This is a genomic window from Maribacter sp. UH1, assembly GCF_056839145.1.
Window position 1 is genome coordinate 3,574,162 of the sequence record NZ_CM166387.1, and the last position, 16,138, is coordinate 3,590,299.

17 protein-coding genes and 2 rRNA genes are annotated in these 16,138 nt (G+C 36.2%); 8 read left to right on the forward strand and 11 right to left on the reverse strand.

All coding sequences use genetic code 11. The annotated features are described in order from the left end of the window. The 3 genes from UH1x_RS15485 to trhA all read left to right on the forward strand — a co-directional run bounded on the left by UH1x_RS15485 (position 1) and on the right by trhA (position 3,938). Positions 1-2,828, forward strand: a 23S ribosomal RNA gene (locus UH1x_RS15485). A 169-nt stretch (positions 2,829-2,997) separates the two neighbouring features. Next, positions 2,998-3,109: ribosomal RNA gene (gene rrf, locus UH1x_RS15490) — 5S ribosomal RNA — on the forward strand. Between the two features lie 196 nt (positions 3,110-3,305). Continuing rightward, the gene (gene trhA / locus UH1x_RS15495) at positions 3,306-3,938 is read left to right on the forward strand and encodes a PAQR family membrane homeostasis protein TrhA (protein WP_482622796.1); all 633 of its coding nucleotides are present in this window, start codon (positions 3,306-3,308) and stop codon (positions 3,936-3,938) included. Between the two features lie 16 nt (positions 3,939-3,954). On the opposite strand, the gene UH1x_RS15500 is transcribed toward trhA, so the two are convergent. Together UH1x_RS15500 and UH1x_RS15505 are read right to left on the reverse strand one after the other, a co-directional pair. After that, positions 3,955-4,380 carry a DUF4268 domain-containing protein gene (locus UH1x_RS15500; RefSeq protein WP_482622798.1) on the reverse strand — a complete coding sequence of 142 codons (426 nt, stop codon included), beginning with the start codon at positions 4,378-4,380 and terminating at the stop codon, positions 3,955-3,957. Next, a complete protein-coding gene (locus UH1x_RS15505) occupies positions 4,380-5,051 on the reverse strand; it encodes a ZIP family metal transporter (RefSeq protein WP_482622800.1) in 672 nt (223 codons plus the stop codon). Before UH1x_RS15505 ends, UH1x_RS15500 begins: the two co-directional genes overlap by 1 nt. 94 nt (positions 5,052-5,145) lie before the next feature. Between UH1x_RS15505 and UH1x_RS15510 the strand changes: the two genes are divergently transcribed. Together UH1x_RS15510 and UH1x_RS15515 are read left to right on the forward strand one after the other, a co-directional pair. After that, on the forward strand, positions 5,146-6,315 hold the full coding sequence (locus UH1x_RS15510) for a THUMP domain-containing class I SAM-dependent RNA methyltransferase (RefSeq protein WP_482622802.1): 1,170 nt from the start codon (positions 5,146-5,148) through the stop codon (positions 6,313-6,315). Next, positions 6,312-6,542, forward strand: a complete 231-nt coding sequence (locus tag UH1x_RS15515; RefSeq protein ID WP_299799050.1) for a hypothetical protein — start codon at positions 6,312-6,314, stop codon at positions 6,540-6,542. Before UH1x_RS15510 ends, UH1x_RS15515 begins: the two co-directional genes overlap by 4 nt. On the opposite strand, the gene UH1x_RS15520 is transcribed toward UH1x_RS15515, so the two are convergent. The 4 genes from UH1x_RS15520 to UH1x_RS15535 form a co-directional block, all read right to left on the reverse strand. After that, a complete protein-coding gene (locus UH1x_RS15520; RefSeq protein WP_482622804.1) occupies positions 6,537-7,277 on the reverse strand; it encodes a DUF6048 family protein in 741 nt (246 codons plus the stop codon). The genes UH1x_RS15515 and UH1x_RS15520 overlap by 6 nt on opposite strands. Before the next feature lie 25 nt (positions 7,278-7,302). Next, positions 7,303-7,809, reverse strand: coding sequence for a DUF6452 family protein (locus tag UH1x_RS15525; protein WP_482622806.1), 507 nt, complete (start codon positions 7,807-7,809; stop codon positions 7,303-7,305). 1 nt (position 7,810) lies between these two features. Further along, positions 7,811-9,223, reverse strand: coding sequence for a 23S rRNA (uracil(1939)-C(5))-methyltransferase RlmD (rlmD, locus tag UH1x_RS15530; protein ID WP_482622808.1), 1,413 nt, complete (start codon positions 9,221-9,223; stop codon positions 7,811-7,813). 184 nt (positions 9,224-9,407) lie between these two features. Next, positions 9,408-10,580: a mechanosensitive ion channel gene (locus tag UH1x_RS15535; RefSeq protein WP_482622810.1), complete on the reverse strand. Its 1,173-nt coding sequence runs from the start codon at positions 10,578-10,580 to the stop codon at positions 9,408-9,410. Positions 10,581-10,828: 248 nt separating this feature from the next. Here UH1x_RS15535 and rocD point away from each other — a divergent pair, with 248 nt between their 5' ends. Further along, positions 10,829-12,109, forward strand: coding sequence for an ornithine--oxo-acid transaminase (gene rocD, locus UH1x_RS15540; protein WP_482622812.1), 1,281 nt, complete (start codon positions 10,829-10,831; stop codon positions 12,107-12,109). Between the two features lie 51 nt (positions 12,110-12,160). Here rocD and UH1x_RS15545 read toward each other — a convergent pair whose 3' ends face one another. Genes UH1x_RS15545 through UH1x_RS15555 form a run of 3 tightly spaced genes read right to left on the reverse strand, consistent with a single transcriptional unit; the run spans position 12,161 to position 13,127 of the window. Beyond that, a complete protein-coding gene (locus tag UH1x_RS15545; RefSeq protein WP_482622814.1) occupies positions 12,161-12,472 on the reverse strand; it encodes a CCC motif membrane protein in 312 nt (103 codons plus the stop codon). Between the two features lie 4 nt (positions 12,473-12,476). Next, positions 12,477-12,803 (reverse strand): CCC motif membrane protein, encoded by a 327-nt coding sequence (locus UH1x_RS15550; protein ID WP_482622816.1) that lies wholly within the window; start codon positions 12,801-12,803, stop codon positions 12,477-12,479. An 18-nt stretch (positions 12,804-12,821) separates the two neighbouring features. Continuing rightward, the gene (locus tag UH1x_RS15555; protein WP_482622818.1) at positions 12,822-13,127 is read right to left on the reverse strand and encodes a DUF2752 domain-containing protein; all 306 of its coding nucleotides are present in this window, start codon (positions 13,125-13,127) and stop codon (positions 12,822-12,824) included. 59 nt (positions 13,128-13,186) lie between these two features. Between UH1x_RS15555 and UH1x_RS15560 the strand changes: the two genes are divergently transcribed. Continuing rightward, positions 13,187-13,729, forward strand: coding sequence for a Smr/MutS family protein (locus tag UH1x_RS15560; protein ID WP_482622819.1), 543 nt, complete (start codon positions 13,187-13,189; stop codon positions 13,727-13,729). Here the strand turns inward: UH1x_RS15560 and UH1x_RS15565 are convergent, their stop codons facing one another. Further along, positions 13,730-14,236: a hypothetical protein gene (locus UH1x_RS15565; protein WP_482622821.1), complete on the reverse strand. Its 507-nt coding sequence runs from the start codon at positions 14,234-14,236 to the stop codon at positions 13,730-13,732. It lies immediately after the preceding gene. 103 nt (positions 14,237-14,339) lie between these two features. On the opposite strand from UH1x_RS15565, the gene UH1x_RS15570 reads away from it, so the two are divergent. Further along, positions 14,340-15,485, forward strand: coding sequence for a cysteine desulfurase family protein (locus UH1x_RS15570; RefSeq protein WP_482622823.1), 1,146 nt, complete (start codon positions 14,340-14,342; stop codon positions 15,483-15,485). Here UH1x_RS15570 and UH1x_RS15575 read toward each other — a convergent pair whose 3' ends face one another. Further along, complete coding sequence (locus UH1x_RS15575) at positions 15,486-16,136, reverse strand: hypothetical protein (protein WP_036153330.1); 651 nt, start codon at positions 16,134-16,136, stop codon at positions 15,486-15,488. Between the last annotated feature and the right edge of the window lie 2 nt (positions 16,137-16,138).

A 16,138-nucleotide genomic window follows, 5' to 3' on the forward strand; every position in this document is an offset into this window, starting at 1 on the left:
GCGACAAGCTGGAAAAGGGCGTATGGGGAATGCCTAGGCTCTCAGAGGCGAAGAAGGACGTGATAAGCTGCGAAAAGCTACGGGGATCGGCACACACGATATGATCCGTAGATATCCGAATGGGGCAACCCGGCATATTGAAGATATGTCATCTCGTAAGAGAAGTAAACCCGGGGAACTGAAACATCTAAGTACCCGGAGGAGGAGAAAACAAAAGTGATTCCGATAGTAGCGGCGAGCGAAATCGGATTAGTCCAAACCGTACATGTTCCGGCATGTGCGGGGTTGTAGGACCACGATATTCGAGATGTGATGAACTAGAACGCTTTGGAAATAGCGACCATAGAGGGTGATAGTCCCGTATAGGCAAAGAGCATTTAGATAGTGGTATCCTGAGTAGTGCGGGGCACGTGAAACCCTGTATGAATCCGGCGGGACCATCCGCCAAGACTAAATACTCCTGAGAGACCGATAGTGAACCAGTACCGTGAGGGAAAGGTGAAAAGAACCGTGAATAACGGAGTGAAATAGATCCTGAAACCATACGCTTACAAGCGGTCGGAGCCCATATGGGTGACGGCGTGCCTTTTGCATAATGAGCCTACGAGTTACTTTTACTGGCAAGGTTAAGTTCTTCAGGAACGGAGCCGTAGCGAAAGCGAGTCTTAATAGGGCGCCATAGTCAGTAGTAGTAGACGCGAAACCGTGCGATCTACCCATGGGCAGGTTGAAGCTGTGGTAACACATAGTGGAGGACCGAACCCGTTGACGTTGAAAAGTCTTGGGATGACCTGTGGGTAGGGGTGAAAGGCCAATCAAGCTCGGAAATAGCTCGTACTCCCCGAAATGCATTTAGGTGCAGCGTGTAGATAGTTTTATAGAGGTAGAGCTACTGATTGGATGCGGGGGCTTCACCGCCTACCAATTCCTGACAAACTCCGAATGCTATAAAATGTTTCTGCGCAGTGAGGGCATGGGTGCTAAGGTCCATGTCCGAGAGGGAAAGAACCCAGATCACCGGCTAAGGTCCCAAAGTATATACTAAGTTGATATAACGCGGTGGAACTGCATTGACAGCCAGGATGTTGGCTTGGAAGCAGCCATTCATTTAAAGAGTGCGTAACAGCTCACTGGTCGAGCGGTTCCGCATGGATAATAATCGGGCATAAGTATATCACCGAAGCCGTGACTTCATATTTATATGAGGGGTAGGGGAGCATTGTAACTGCGTCGAAGGCGTACCTGCGAGGGATGCTGGAGCGGTTACAAACGAAAATGTAGGCATAAGTAACGATAATGCGGGCGAGAAACCCGCACGCCGAAAGACCAAGGTTTCCCCAGCTATGCTAATCAGCTGGGGGTCAGTCGGGACCTAACGCGAACCCGAAGGGGATAGTGGATGGACAACAGATTAATATTTCTGTACCTGCTCACGCTAAAAGTGACGGAGGCGAGAAGTTGGTGCGTACAGACGGAATTGTACGTTGAAGGGAGTAGTAATACCCCGATAGTACACCGAGACCACGGTCAAGGTGATAATCCAGCATATCGACTTCCAAGAAAAGCGAGTGAAGCAGCCCGTACCGTAAACCGACACAGGTGGTTGGGATGAGTATTCTAAGGCGCTCGAGAGATTCATGGCTAAGGAACTAGGCAAAATAGACCCGTAACTTCGGGAGAAGGGTCGCCCCCTTATGGGGGGCCGCAGTGAAGAGGTCCAGGCGACTGTTTATCAAAAACACAGGGCTCTGCAAAATCGAAAGATGAAGTATAGGGCCTGACACCTGCCCGGTGCTGGAAGGTTAAGAGGAGATGTCAGCTTCGGCGAAGCATTGAATTGAAGCCCCAGTAAACGGCGGCCGTAACTATAACGGTCCTAAGGTAGCGAAATTCCTTGTCGGGTAAGTTCCGACCTGCACGAATGGTGCAACGATCTGGACACTGTCTCGGCCATGAGCTCGGTGAAATTGTAGTATCGGTGAAGATGCCGGTTACCCGCAGTGGGACGAAAAGACCCCGTGCACCTTTACTATAGCTTCGTATTGACCTTGGTCAAGCAATGTGTAGGATAGCTGGGAGACTTTGAAGCTGCATCGCCAGGTGTGGTGGAGTCATTGTTGAAATACCAGCCTTTGCTTGTCCGGGGCCTAACTCTCTATGAGAGAACAGTGCGTGGTGGGTAGTTTGACTGGGGTGGTCGCCTCCAAAAGAGTAACGGAGGCTTCTAAAGGTGCCCTCAATACGGTTGGCAATCGTGTGTAGAGTGCAATGGCACAAGGGCGCTTGACTGAGAGACATACAGGTCGATCAGGTTGGAAACAAGAGCATAGTGATCCGGTGGTTCCGCATGGAAGGGCCATCGCTCAAAGGATAAAAGGTACGCCGGGGATAACAGGCTGATCTCCCCCAAGAGCTCATATCGACGGGGGGGTTTGGCACCTCGATGTCGGCTCGTCACATCCTGGGGCTGGAGAAGGTCCCAAGGGTTGGGCTGTTCGCCCATTAAAGTGGCACGCGAGCTGGGTTCAGAACGTCGTGAGACAGTTCGGTCTCTATCTACTGCGGGCGTTAGAAATTTGAGTGGATCTGACTCTAGTACGAGAGGACCGAGTTGGACTGACCGCTGGTGCACCAGTTGTTCCGCCAGGAGCATCGCTGGGTAGCTATGTCGGGATCGGATAAGCGCTGAAAGCATATAAGCGCGAAACCGGCCACAAGATGAGATTTCTTTAAAGGGCCGTGGGAGATGACCACGTTGATAGGCTATAGGTAGAAGGGCAGTAATGTCCGTAGCCGAGTAGTACTAATTGCCCGTCAGGCTTGCGCATACGTACGCCCTTCCCTTGCGGAGGGGCGGACGACGATCTTTAACCTCTTTCTTTTTATACCGAAACATACTTTAATATTATAAGTGCTTCTTTCCTTTATAGGATCCTGTTCCATTCATGTCAACGATATTGCGGCGAAGGCCGCGGTCGGGAATACCCGATCCAAAACTTAGGTGGCCATGGCGACGGGGCCCACCCCTTACCATTCCGAACAGGGAAGTTAAGACCGTTTGCGCCGATGGTACTGCTATACCAAGTGGGAGAGTAGGTAGCCGCCTTTTTCGAAAGCCCTTTACAGTAATGTAAGGGGCTTTTTTTATGGAATAAAGTCAAGGTTATATTTTTCTTCTAATAACTTTAAGACTATTATCAGATTTTATAGAATAGCTTTAATTTTATATCTATGAGGTCATACAAAGCACTAATTTTAGTCATTGTATCGGATTTTGTGAAGGTGATAGTGTTATAAAAATTGTTATGATGTACTTAGATTCATTAGAAAAGGAAGAAAAGTTCAATACCATCTCTCATGGTATAGGCGCTATATTGGCTTTGGTGGGTATGGTGTTTCTTATTCAAGGAAATAATCATAAATCTGAGTGGTCAACGTGGGGAATAGTGATATATAGCCTATCATTAATAAGTATGCTATCAGTATCTACGATATATCACGCAGTCGATAATAAGGTTTGGAAACTCAGAATGAGAATTCTAGACCATATAAATATATACTATTTAATTGCGGGTACGTATAGCCCTGTTGCTTTAATAACACTTATTAACGGGAATGGATGGTCTATTTTCTTTGCTGTATGGGGTATAGCTGCTGTTGGTACTATTTTAAAGTTATTTTTTACTGGTAAGTTTGAAATTATATCCTTGCTACTTTATTTAGCCATGGGATGGCTCATAATATTCGATTTTCAAAATCTGGTAGATAATACTTCAGAGTTTGGAATTAATTTACTCATGCTTGGAGGTGCATTTTATACTATAGGAATATTATTTTATGCGGTAAGAAAAATTCCGTATAATCACTTTATTTGGCACCTTTTTGTACTGTGCGGAGCAATATGCCATTGGTATTTTATTTACCTAGATGTAATCTAAATGTTTTTTAATAAGATTAAGAATCTATAACATCTTTATATTCTTCATAGAATTTCTCTATCTGCAACATATTATGGTTTAAAAATACCATTGTCTCCCTCCATGTATTTTTATTATGTATAGATACGTTGTTTAGTTCTACATAAATTCTTGATATTTCTTTTTGGTTTTCTAGGATATAAAAATCTTCAAATATTCCTTCAGGAAGGAATTCATCTAATAATATCGATTTTAAAGCAATTAGTTTATCCCATACTTTAATTCGTTGATCAAAATCAGAATCTACGTCAATGGAAACTATAGCTTTTTTTAAATCAAAATGAAATTTGAATGATAAGCCTTTAACTTCAGTTTTATATAAAGTCCATTTGTTTGGAAACGATTTGCCAAAAGCAATCCAAAATTCTTCTCGTAATTTTCTTGATTCTTCTTTACTGAACATTATAGATAATATGCGATTGTTATACCTAGTAAAATCACCAACAACTTTCTTAAATTAAACTTATGCCCTTCAGAACTTTCAAATAGTATAACAGTTGAAATATGTAAGAACACACCTATTACTAGGGCATTTAAATACATACCGTAAGTGGAAAGTATATCTGTTGTATTAGCTAAATAGGTGCCTAACGGAGTCATAACAGAGAATAAAAGCATGAAAAATGCTGCGTAAATAGGTTTAATATTTGACCCTAAAAGGAATATACTCAATATTATTGCTATAGGAATTTTATGAATTAGGATACCGTAAATAATGGTGTCATTTGTACCTATAGGTAGACCTTCCAATAGAGAGTGGGTGCATAGACTAATAAAAAGTAACCAAGGAAAATCTTTACTTTGCTTCGAAATATGAACGTGGCCGTGTTCAGCTCCTTTTGAGAAAAATTCTAAAAATATTTGAAAAAGAATACCTAGCATTATAAATACACCTATAGTTTTAGGATTCGTATTTTCATATACTTCAGGTAACATTTCAAAAATAGTAAGTGCTAATAAAAATGCGCCACTAAATGCTAATAATAGTTTGAAGGATTCGTTTTTCTGGGGTTTTGCAACAACCACAAAAAGAAAACTAATAAGCACTCCTAGAATAGGTAAAATATAAATCATGTGATGCTGATAAACCTTTTAAAAAAAGGAAATAGGTCATAAATTAAACAGGCGTCAAAATTAGCGTATTTTTGCGGTACGAGAAAAGATGAATATGGGTAATAATTTTAAAATGGTCGCTAAGACCTTATTTGGTTTCGAAGAACTACTTTCTAAAGAACTTAGAAATTTGGGGGCAAGCAATGTTGTTGAGGGAACTAGAAATGTATCTTTTGAAGGTGATAATGGCTTTATGTACAAAGCCAATCTATGTTTGAGAACAGCTATTAAAATTATTAAACCAATACATTCTTTTCGTGTCAGAGATGAAAATGATCTGTACAAGAAAATATATGCGATGGATTGGACAGAGTATCTTTCTGTCAGCGAAACTTTTGCCATAGATGCTACGGTGAATTCAGAGCAGTTTACACATTCCTTGTATGTGTCACAAAAGACTAAAGATGCTATTGTAGATAAATTTAGGGATACTGATGGTACAAGACCAGATGTAGATGTTAAAAATCCAGATTTACGTATCAACATTCATATTCATAATAATGACTGTAATGTGTCTTTAGATAGTTCTGGTTACTCCTTGCACAAAAGAGGATACCGTACAGCAACGAATATTGCACCAATAAATGAGGTATTAGCTTCTGGCTTGCTTTTATTAAGTGGATGGGATGGTCAGTGTGATTTTCTTGACCCAATGTGTGGTAGTGGTACTATGTTGACAGAAGCGGCTATGATTGCTTGTAATATTCCCGCAAATATTAATAGGAAGGAATTTGCTTTTGAGAAGTGGACTGATTTTGATGCTGAATTATATGAGAAGATCGTAGATTCTAGTTTGAAGAAAACAAGAGAGTTTCATCATAAAATTATAGGCTACGATAAAGCGCCTTCTGCTGTTAGAAAGGCTCAAGACAATATAGAAAATGCTAATCTTGAAGATTATATCACAGTAGAAAGAAAAGATTTCTTCAAAACTGATAAGCAAACAGAAGGTACCTTGCATATGTGCTTTAACCCACCTTATGGAGAACGTCTAGATATTGATTTGGAAAACTTTTATAGTGCTATTGGTGATACTTTAAAACAAGGTTACCCTGGTACTAATGCTTGGTTTATAACAAGTAATCTGCCTGCTTTAAAGTTTGTAGGGTTAAGACCTTCTCGAAAAATAAAGGTATTTAATAGCCATCTAGAATCTCGTTTGGTAAAGTATGAAATGTATGAAGGTAGTAAGAAGGCCAAATATCAAAAAAGAAATGAAGAATGAAGCTAAAACATAAAGTTCTAATATATAATTTTTTAGGCTTTGCAGTACTATTTGTATTGTTCCGCTTTCTCTTATACATTTCGCTGTCAATAAATAGTCTTTATTTATCAGCAATAGCTGCTATTGCAGCTTCTCTACTAGCTCCCAAATTTGCAGTTGCAAAAATAGAAGGGCTTGAGAAGATTGTAATGAAATGGGTATTTATTAAAGGATTTAAAGTTTTATAAGCGCTCTTTTGGCTTAGGCGGTCCTACCGGTTCATTAGAATTTTCAATCTTTTTCTTAGCCTTATTTTTCTTTTTATAAAGCGGTAAGAAATAAGAAATACTATAGTTATAGCCAATACCAAAATTACTATCCCACGTTACTTTGTTAAAACCGGGTACCCATAGATTAGGAAAACGCTCGTCTTCTTTTTGAGTTAATATAAGTCCTAAACGTACACTAGCTCCAAGATATATATTTGAGAAGATTTCAAATTTAGTTCCAAAAAGAGCTTCTATCCAAGTTGCAGAAAGACCTGAGAAATTTTCTGGAGTATCCGATCCATTTGCAAAATCATCTGGATTCCAGTATCTATTCGTATCAAAGTATTGATAGTTATTAAGGGTATTTTCAAAAGTGCTGAATCCTAATCTGGCACCCATGTAAATCAAATTTTGCTCTCCATACCAATTAGCATAATTGTTTTTATTGATACCTAGTTTAATGTAATTGCCAGAGGTTGTAAAATTGTATAAGTCTTCCTGTCGTGTCTTTTTTTCGCTTCCAAGTTCTGCAGCTAGATATAAATTTTGGGTTAATCTGTAATCCGCAACAAATTCAATTCCTTGATAGTTGTCGTCTAAGGCACCGGTTATAATTCTACTTAAATCTACACCTAAACGTAAACCATAGGATTGTTTATATTCCACCGTATCCTTAGGGTTAAGATCAATTGGTTTACTCTGGCTAAAAGCCATGCAAGTTCCCAGTATAAATAAAAGATTAGTGAAAAATCTTGACATGTGTAGAATCTGAGTTGGTGACTAGTGACTGTGTTATTTCTATATTTTGAATCCAATTATCTGTATCTGCTGTTGCATTCGCTTGTAGTTCATCATAATTTACTACGAAACCGCATCCACGTGAAAGAAAGTCTTCAATTCTAGTGTATGAAAAATTAATGGTATCTAGGTTGCCTATTTCCGCGCCATCATCAGAATCTGCCGAGTCGCTAATTAATATGAAACTTGTAGTATCTTCATCTGTCTTTAACGGAATGGATATGGTACTTAAATTGCTGCGATCCGTAACAGTATTCACGGTTACATTTTGACCGACACCGACTACCCTTAAAGTCTTTACTTCTTTTAATGTCTCTATGTCATCAATATCATAAAATTCTATGACCAGTAAGGGAGTGTCTCCTTCTACACAGATATCATCTTTCTCACATGACGATGCAGAAATAATACTAAGAAACAGCAATAAGCCGAATTGAATTTTTCTCATCCTAAACTTTCTTTTCTAAAAGTACAACATTTTCTACGTGGTGCGTCTGCGGAAACATGTCTACAGGCTGAACCTTGGTTATATTGTACATATCTTTCATTAGTTCTAAATCTCTTGCCTGTGTAGCGCTATTACAGCTTACGTAAACAACTTTTTTAGGTGCAATGTTCAATATTTGCTGAACTACATCTTTATGCATTCCATCTCGTGGAGGATCGGTAATAATAACATCTGGCACACCATTTTGAGCAATAAATTGTTCGTTGAAAACATTTTTCATATCGCCAACAAAGAAATCAACGTTTTCAACTTTGTTTCGCTCTGCGTTTGCCTTGGCATCTAAAATTGCTTCAGGTACCGATTCTATACCTATTACTTTTTTAGCTTTTTTAGAAACAAATTGTGCAATGGTACCCGTACCCGTATATAAATCATACACCAATTCATCACCATTTAAATCTGCAAAATTTCTGGTGATTTTATATAGCTCATAAGCTTGCTCTGAATTCGTTTGATAAAAAGACTTGGCATTGATTTTAAATTTTAGTCCTTCCATTTCTTCGAAAATATGATCTCTACCTGAAAAACAGATAATCTCTTGATCGTAAATAGTATCGTTCTGTTTTGGGTTGATTACATATAATAATGATGTAATCTCTGGGAAAGTTGTAGAAAGATGATTTAAAAGCAATTCTCTTTTCTCTTTATCATCTTCAAAAAACTGAACTAAAATCATTATTTCACCTATAGAACTAGTACGTATCATTAATGTACGTAGCAATCCATATTGGTTTCTTGGATTAAAAAATGTTAATCCGTTTTCAGTGGCAAATTTTTTAGTCTCTAAACGTATTGCGTTTGATGGGTCTTTTTGTAAATGACATTTTTTAATGTCCAAAATCTTGTCCCACATGCCTGGTATATGAAAACCTAAGGCATTTCTATCTTCTATTTGATTATCTGATCTTACTTCTTCTAGCGTTAACCAACGACTGTCAGAAAAAGAAAATTCCATTTTGTTTCTGTAGAAGTATTGTTGTTCTGAACCAAGTATAGGTGTAAGCTCTGGCAAATCTAAATGACCTATTCTTTTTAGGTTATTCTCTACTTCTTTCTGCTTGTAAAAAAGTTGGTGTTCATAGCTCATATCTTGCCATTTACAGCCCCCACAAACATTAAAATGCTGACAAACCGGGTCTACTCTTTTATCTGAAAGACTGTGAAAATTAATAGCAGTTCCTTCAAAATAAGCTTTTCTTTTTTTTGTAGTTTGTACATCTACCACGTCGCCAGGTACGGTGTTATTTAAGAAAATAACCCTACCATCTGGGGCTTTACCAATAGTTTTTCCTTTTGCAGCAGCATCAGTTACCGTTACATTTTCAAAAACTACTCGCTTTGTCTTTTTTCGCATGTGGCAAAAATAAGCATCCCATGGCATTTATTATAACTAATAAACCTAGTAGCCTTGTTATATTTAGTTAAATATGACCGTTCAAGTAGCTAATCAAATGTTTACCTAATTATTTAAATAAAAAAAGTCAGGAAATCTTTAATTTAAGATTCCCTGACTTTGAACAGTAAAATATATTTTACTACTATTTGTTCTTATTGAATTTGTTTAAAATTCTTTCCATTTGCTTGCCAGCAGCTTCTCTACCGCCTAAGCCAAATGATAGTGCAATGGTTACTGCAATAGTACCCAATGTAATACCAAAAGCCATATTGATAATTTCATCACCAATACCCATGGTCTTAAGACCCATTGCTAAGAAAATAGCTAAAATGCATATTCTTACAATTGAAGCAACAAAAAGACTGCTTTCATCTTTAGCCATAGCTTTGTGAGCTGTAGAGGCAATCCAGTTTCCTATGATTAAAATTACTAATCCGAAAAGAATATTTCCAGAAACACCTACTAAAGTGTCAAGTACATTGGTAAGTTTTTCAAATTCTAATTTTTCTAATGCAGTCGTAATTCCAAAAAGAACAATGAAAAAGTAAACAACATTACCTAAAAGTTTTGAAAGGTTTGTATTAGACGATAAGCTGCTTAAATTCATTCTGTTTACAATACCATCTAAATTTAAACTTTCTAATAAATCTGTAACCAAACTAGCAACAAATCTACCACCTATAACGAAGATTAAAAGAATTAGAACAGCAACGATGATTTTTGGTATGGCAGCAAAAAATTGTTCTAGCATATGTGTTGCGGGAACAGAGATAGCATCCATATTTAAGATGTTCAATGCGGTTATCAATAGCGGAATAAAGATAAAAATGAAAACTACTTTTTTAAGGATATTTACTAAATCTAAATTTTCCGGAAGTTTTAATTTAGGTACAAAACTTTGTATAGTTTCGCCTGAAAGACCTACTAATTCAGATACAATAGTAGCTAGCATATAACCTATATAGCCTACTAAACCTGCACCTACAATATTTGGTATGTAATCTGTAAAGCCATTAAGTAGGTTCTTAACTGGATCTAAAACGCTCGTCATACCTAACTTTTCTAAAGCAAGCATAAACACAAAAATCATGATAAAGAAGTATACTAATTTTCCAATAAAGGAAGAAAGTACCACTTTACCTGTTCCAAGTTTGCTGTCAACATTGGTTCGTTTAATTAATTTTGTAATAAGCCTTTTTAAAAATCCGGCAATAAACCATCCTATCAAAAGGATCAGTATTGCGCCGATGGTAGTTGGTAAAAAATCGCCGACTGAGTTAGAAAGGCTAGTCATCATGTTCTCTAAATAATTCATAGTGTTCTTTTTATAATAAATTGGTTGTATTAATTAAGACACCATATTTTGTTAAAGGTCACACTTAATGGTAGTTCATAGGTTCTTTTCATATTTATAGTAGTTCAAAAAAAATATTTATTAAGTTTGTAATTCTACAGGATGATTTCTCTCCCACGCTGAATTTTCGCCCCGATGACTTTTTCGGGATTTGAAAGGAAAAAGGTATAGAAGGAATTGCTAAAGTTTTATTTAAAGTAATTTTTATCATGTCAATTTTAGAAAACATCACTTCTAAGGATGCTATTGCATTAGAAGAAAAACACGGTGCTCACAATTATCACCCATTACCTGTTGTATTAAGTAAAGGGGAAGGTGTTCATGTTTGGGATGTGGAAGGAAAAAAATATTATGATTTTCTTTCTGCGTACTCTGCCGTAAATCAAGGGCATTGTCACCCCAAAATTGTAAATGCTATGACAGAACAAGCAAAAACATTGTCTTTGACTTCTAGAGCATTTTACAATGATATGTTGGGTAAATACGAGAAGTATGCAACCGAAACTTTTCATTTTGATAAGTTGTTACCTATGAATACAGGTGCAGAAGCTGTAGAAACAGCTTTGAAAATTTGTAGAAAATGGGCGTATGAAGAAAAAGGTATTGCAGAGAACAATGCTGAAATAATTGTTTGCGAAAATAATTTTCACGGTCGTACAACAACTATAATTTCTTTTTCAAATGACCCTGTTGCTCGTAAGAACTTTGGTCCATATACTGACGGATTCATTAAAATAGAGTACGATAATCTATCTGCTCTAGAGGATGTTTTAAAATCAAATTCAAATATCGCTGGTTTTTTAGTGGAGCCTATACAAGGTGAAGCTGGAGTTTATGTGCCATCTGAAGGTTATCTAAGCGGAGCGAAAGCTTTGTGTGAAAAGTATAATGTATTGTTCATTGCAGATGAAGTACAAACAGGGATTGCCAGAACAGGTCGTTTGTTGGCAACATGTGGTAATTGTTCTTGCCCAGATAAACATTGTAGTGGAATACCTGAAATTAAGCCAGATATTTTAATATTAGGTAAAGCTTTGTCCGGTGGGGCATACCCTGTTTCTGCAGTTTTGGCTAATGATAATATTATGGGTGTTATACGCCCAGGAAATCATGGTAGCACTTTTGGTGGTAACCCTATTGCCGCTGCCGTTGGTATGGCTGCCTTAGAAGTGGTAAAAGATGAGGAGCTTGCAGAAAATGCCTTTGAGTTAGGTGAGCTTTTTAGAGCTGAACTAAATAAATTTATACCAACCACAGATTTGGTAAACAGTGTTAGAGGTAAAGGTCTTTTAAATGCAATACTTATTAATGATAGTGAGGATAGTTCTACTGCATGGGATATTTGTATGGCTTTAAAAGAAAACGGATTACTTGCAAAACCTACACATGGTAATATTATAAGATTTGCACCACCATTGGTAATGACAAAAGAACAGCTTTTAGATTGTGTTTCTATTATTATTAAAACACTACAAGAGTTTAAAAACTAGAAATAAAAAATCCCCGATGTAAATCGGGGATTTTTTTTAATTACTATTTTCCTATTGAAAATCAGCTGTTGCAAAGAAAGCGATAATCAATCCGAAATAGAGAATACAGAATACTAGGTAAATAAGAGCTAGTGCTAGTCCTATATAAGAAAGAATTCTTCCTGTTTTAATATTTTCATACCCTCTATAATTCCCAGGGTTAGCTTCAAAATAACTCTTAGCTTTTTTAGCATTGCTTAAGCCAATGAAACTGAATATAGCACCAAAGGGACCACAACAGAAAAGGGTTAATGCAATAGATAAAATGCCAAAAGTTAAAGCGTTACTAGAACCTGGTATTTGTTGATATTCTGAATTGTTCATTTAGTTATTGTTCCAGTCCCCATTGTTCCATTATCTCTTGCTGTTGTTCCATTAGTAAATCCCAGTCACTTGTGGTTAAAACATAAATAAAACGAATTACCATTAAAGCGCATAAAATCAATGCAATCAGAGATACTATTTTCCCTGTTTTTATTTGCTGGTAATTGTCATATGCTTCTGGGTTTTCTTTATAAATTTTTTCAGATTTAGTAGCTAAATAAAATGCAACTCCTGCAGGTATTATACCAATTCCTGCAAAGCAGCAACATAAGTATCCAACGATTCCTAATACTAGTATTAGCGTTGCATTAGGTAGTTTTTCTTGTTCCATAATTTAAAGGTTTAGTTATTAGATAAATTTTAAAATATAATTGGTTAATATAAAACCTACGGTACTTACCATAAGCGTAATTGTAATTGTATTTGAATGTTTAAAAGGGTATAATTTATTTAATCCTAAAAAGCCAAAAAGTAAAAGCATAGGGTAAATAGCTGGGTACATTAAAAAGGCAGATGTAAACTCCCCTTTAAGTAAAAATAATAGCGATCGTTGTAAACCACAACCAGGACAATCAACCCCTAATATTTGCTTTGTGAAACAGGGTAGCATGAAACTTTCAAGTCCTAGAAAAATAATTAATGCTTTAATACGCATCTATAAATAAATTAGTAGTCCGAAAATTACCATTATTTTTGTGTATTCAAAATAAAAACATGCCTCATTTTAATATTGGTGATACGGTAGAAACTATTGACGATGTCATAAAAGGCGTTGTGGAGTCTATTAATGGCAACAATATTACTATGCTAAGTGATGATGGGTTTCCATTAACATTCAGCGCTCATGAATTGGTTTTGATAGCCGATGATATTCGCGTTTCTAATTATGAAGTCGCTAAAATTAAAAAGGAAAAGGAAATTCCTAAGCGTAAAAAGACAAGAGTTCTAAAGTCAAAGGAACGTACAGCTCCAAAAATGGAAGTTGATCTGCATATAAATCAACTTATTAAGAACCCTAAATCTATAAGTAAGTTTGATATGCTTACCCTGCAGTTAGATACAGCCAAACGTCAACTAGATTTTGCTATTAGTAAAAGAATACAGAAAATTGTATTTATACATGGGGTTGGTGAGGGTGTTTTAAAAGAAGAATTGGGTTATTTATTCAGAAAATATGACAATGTAAAGTATTATGATGCCGATTACCAAAAGTATGGGTTAGGTGCAACGGAAGTTTATATTTTTCAAAACTTCTAATTATTCTACTGAAGTGGTTACAGTGCCAAATTCATTCACTTGTAAATCTGTAATTCTACTACCATTTTCATTTAAAAAAGTAACGCCACTTAATTGAATCGTATGTGAAAAAGTTACACTGTCTACTTCAACGGTTGTTACTATAATACTACCACCTTCCGCTTCAATTTCCTCTAGAACAGTTGGCGTAAGTGGTGGTGGTGAGTCACAAAAATAACTACTACTAACGGTCTCAGAGAAAATACGATAGGTAATTTGAGAACTACCTGGTACAGCACTTTCAATTTCAGTAGTTGAAACTTCATTTTTTAATAGTTCACTAGGAAGATTTAATATTAATGCTTCGTCATCGTTTATTTTAAACAATACATTTTCTGTTGTTGGAGAAATATCATTACAACTTTCAATTGTTTCAATACTGTCAAAATCAACAGTTTCTATCTGTAGGTCACCATCATTACAGTTAAAGAATAATATGGAACAGCCAATTAAAAGGTATTTTTTCATATTTCAAATTTAGTTTAAAATTTATAAATCTGTCTGTCGCATCACTGTCAATTATAGGTTAATTAACTATTTTTGTTCATTATTTATTTTAGAGTACGCCTATATGAAACAAGTATATTTAGATAACGCAGCCACTACACAAGTTCACCCTAATGTAATTGCAAAAATGCAAGAAGCTTTAGCTATTTATGGAAACCCTTCTTCTACTCATAGTTTTGGAAGAACGGCAAAAACCGCTATTGAAAGTGCACGCAAAATAATTGCTAAGTATATGAACGCACAGCCGTCAGAAATTATATTTACATCTGGTGGTACAGAAGCTGATAATATGATCATTAGATGTGCAGTACGTGATCTTGGTGTAAAAACTATTATTACAACTAGAATTGAGCACCATGCAGTTTTACATACTGTAGAAGAATTGGAACAGAAAGGATTGATTCAATTGTTATATGTAGATTTAGATGCATTTGGTAATCCTGATATAGCTCATTTAGAAACACTTTTACAAAAAGATGACTCCAAAAAATTGGTTAGCCTAATGCATGTAAATAATGAAATAGGAAATAAAATCAATTTAGAGGAAATTACCCTTTTATCTAAAAAGTATGATGCACTCGTACATTCAGATACCGTACAGTCTTTAGGACATTATAATTGGGATGTAAAAGCATTTCCGATAGATTTTTTAGCTGCTGCCGCTCATAAGTTTCATGGACCAAAAGGTATTGGTTTTGCCTTTATTCGTAAGAATTCAGGTTTAAGCTGTATGATTTCAGGTGGTTCTCAAGAACGTGGTCTTAGGGCCGGTACCGAGTCTTTTCATAATATAGTTGGTTTAGAAGAGGCTTTTATTCATGCATACGAGAACTTAGAAGAAGAAAAGAAATATGTTGAAGGCATAAAATCTTACTTCATTGATCAGATAACTAAAGAAATACCTGGAGTCAAATTTAATGGACATTCTGGTGATTTGGAGAAGAGTACCTATACTTTGGTAAACGTATGTTTACCTATTACAGAAGAAAAAGCGATGTTGCTTTTATTTAATTTAGATATGAAAGGTATTGCTTGTTCTAAAGGTAGTGCTTGCCAGTCTGGCAGTGATGCTGGTTCTCATGTACTTACCCAGATATTATCTGATGAGGACATGAAAAAGCCATCTGTTCGCTTTTCATTCTCAACTTATAATACCAAAGAGGATATAGATTACACTATTGCAGCCTTAAAGGATATTGTGGAAGCGTAATTAATTTTTACGATCTCTTTTACGTTCTCTCTCGTAAGGGAATTTTCTAATGGCTAATTTCATCATACGGTCAATAAGGTCAGTGGTGTTCTTACCGGTTTTCTTATTGATTTCCTTTTCGTACTTCCAAAGAAGTTTACCAGAATCGCCATCGCTTATTTTAATGCCAATTCTACCGTAATTTGCCCCTCCAGAGAAATAGTCTGTAAAGCTGAACTCTGTTGGTATACCATTAGATAGTAGTATGTTTAAATCTAAGGTGCCACTAATAATACCATCAACACCTAAGATTTCGCTTAGCTCCTTTGTGGTATATACATCTATATTATCATAACTGATGTTCTTCTTAGCTAAGATAGCTGCTGTATTTTCAATGTTTTGAAATGTTACCGGAAGCTTTTTCTTTTTACTACGCTTAGAGAAATAAGTCTCTAAAGCATTTTGCACAGCGTAACCTTCGTTTTCTTCTAATCTTTTTTGTTCCGTTTTAGACACTTTTTCATTTAAATCTAAATTGGTTAAAAAAGGAATGATAGCTAATACATTATGGTCAGCACTCAAGTTATCAAAACTTGGACTTTCATAAATGTTTTTCTGAGCCATTACAGCAAATGAGGAAATAAGTGCTAGTAAGAAAAGTATTCTTTTCATTT

Coding starts and splice junctions, on each gene's coding strand:
- trhA (WP_482622796.1), top strand. CDS start 3,306: ATGATGTACTTAGATTCATTAGAAAAGGAAGAAAAGTTCAATACCATC.
- UH1x_RS15500 (WP_482622798.1), bottom strand. CDS start 4,380: ATGTTCAGTAAAGAAGAATCAAGAAAATTACGAGAAGAATTTTGGATT.
- UH1x_RS15505 (WP_482622800.1), bottom strand. CDS start 5,051: ATGATTTATATTTTACCTATTCTAGGAGTGCTTATTAGTTTTCTTTTT.
- UH1x_RS15510 (WP_482622802.1), top strand. CDS start 5,146: ATGGGTAATAATTTTAAAATGGTCGCTAAGACCTTATTTGGTTTCGAA.
- UH1x_RS15515 (WP_299799050.1), top strand. CDS start 6,312: ATGAAGCTAAAACATAAAGTTCTAATATATAATTTTTTAGGCTTTGCA.
- UH1x_RS15520 (WP_482622804.1), bottom strand. CDS start 7,277: ATGGCTTTTAGCCAGAGTAAACCAATTGATCTTAACCCTAAGGATACG.
- UH1x_RS15525 (WP_482622806.1), bottom strand. CDS start 7,809: ATGAGAAAAATTCAATTCGGCTTATTGCTGTTTCTTAGTATTATTTCT.
- rlmD (WP_482622808.1), bottom strand. CDS start 9,223: ATGCGAAAAAAGACAAAGCGAGTAGTTTTTGAAAATGTAACGGTAACT.
- UH1x_RS15535 (WP_482622810.1), bottom strand. CDS start 10,580: ATGAATTATTTAGAGAACATGATGACTAGCCTTTCTAACTCAGTCGGC.
- rocD (WP_482622812.1), top strand. CDS start 10,829: ATGTCAATTTTAGAAAACATCACTTCTAAGGATGCTATTGCATTAGAA.
- UH1x_RS15545 (WP_482622814.1), bottom strand. CDS start 12,472: ATGAACAATTCAGAATATCAACAAATACCAGGTTCTAGTAACGCTTTA.
- UH1x_RS15550 (WP_482622816.1), bottom strand. CDS start 12,803: ATGGAACAAGAAAAACTACCTAATGCAACGCTAATACTAGTATTAGGA.
- UH1x_RS15555 (WP_482622818.1), bottom strand. CDS start 13,127: ATGCGTATTAAAGCATTAATTATTTTTCTAGGACTTGAAAGTTTCATG.
- UH1x_RS15560 (WP_482622819.1), top strand. CDS start 13,187: ATGCCTCATTTTAATATTGGTGATACGGTAGAAACTATTGACGATGTC.
- UH1x_RS15565 (WP_482622821.1), bottom strand. CDS start 14,236: ATGAAAAAATACCTTTTAATTGGCTGTTCCATATTATTCTTTAACTGT.
- UH1x_RS15570 (WP_482622823.1), top strand. CDS start 14,340: ATGAAACAAGTATATTTAGATAACGCAGCCACTACACAAGTTCACCCT.
- UH1x_RS15575 (WP_036153330.1), bottom strand. CDS start 16,136: ATGAAAAGAATACTTTTCTTACTAGCACTTATTTCCTCATTTGCTGTA.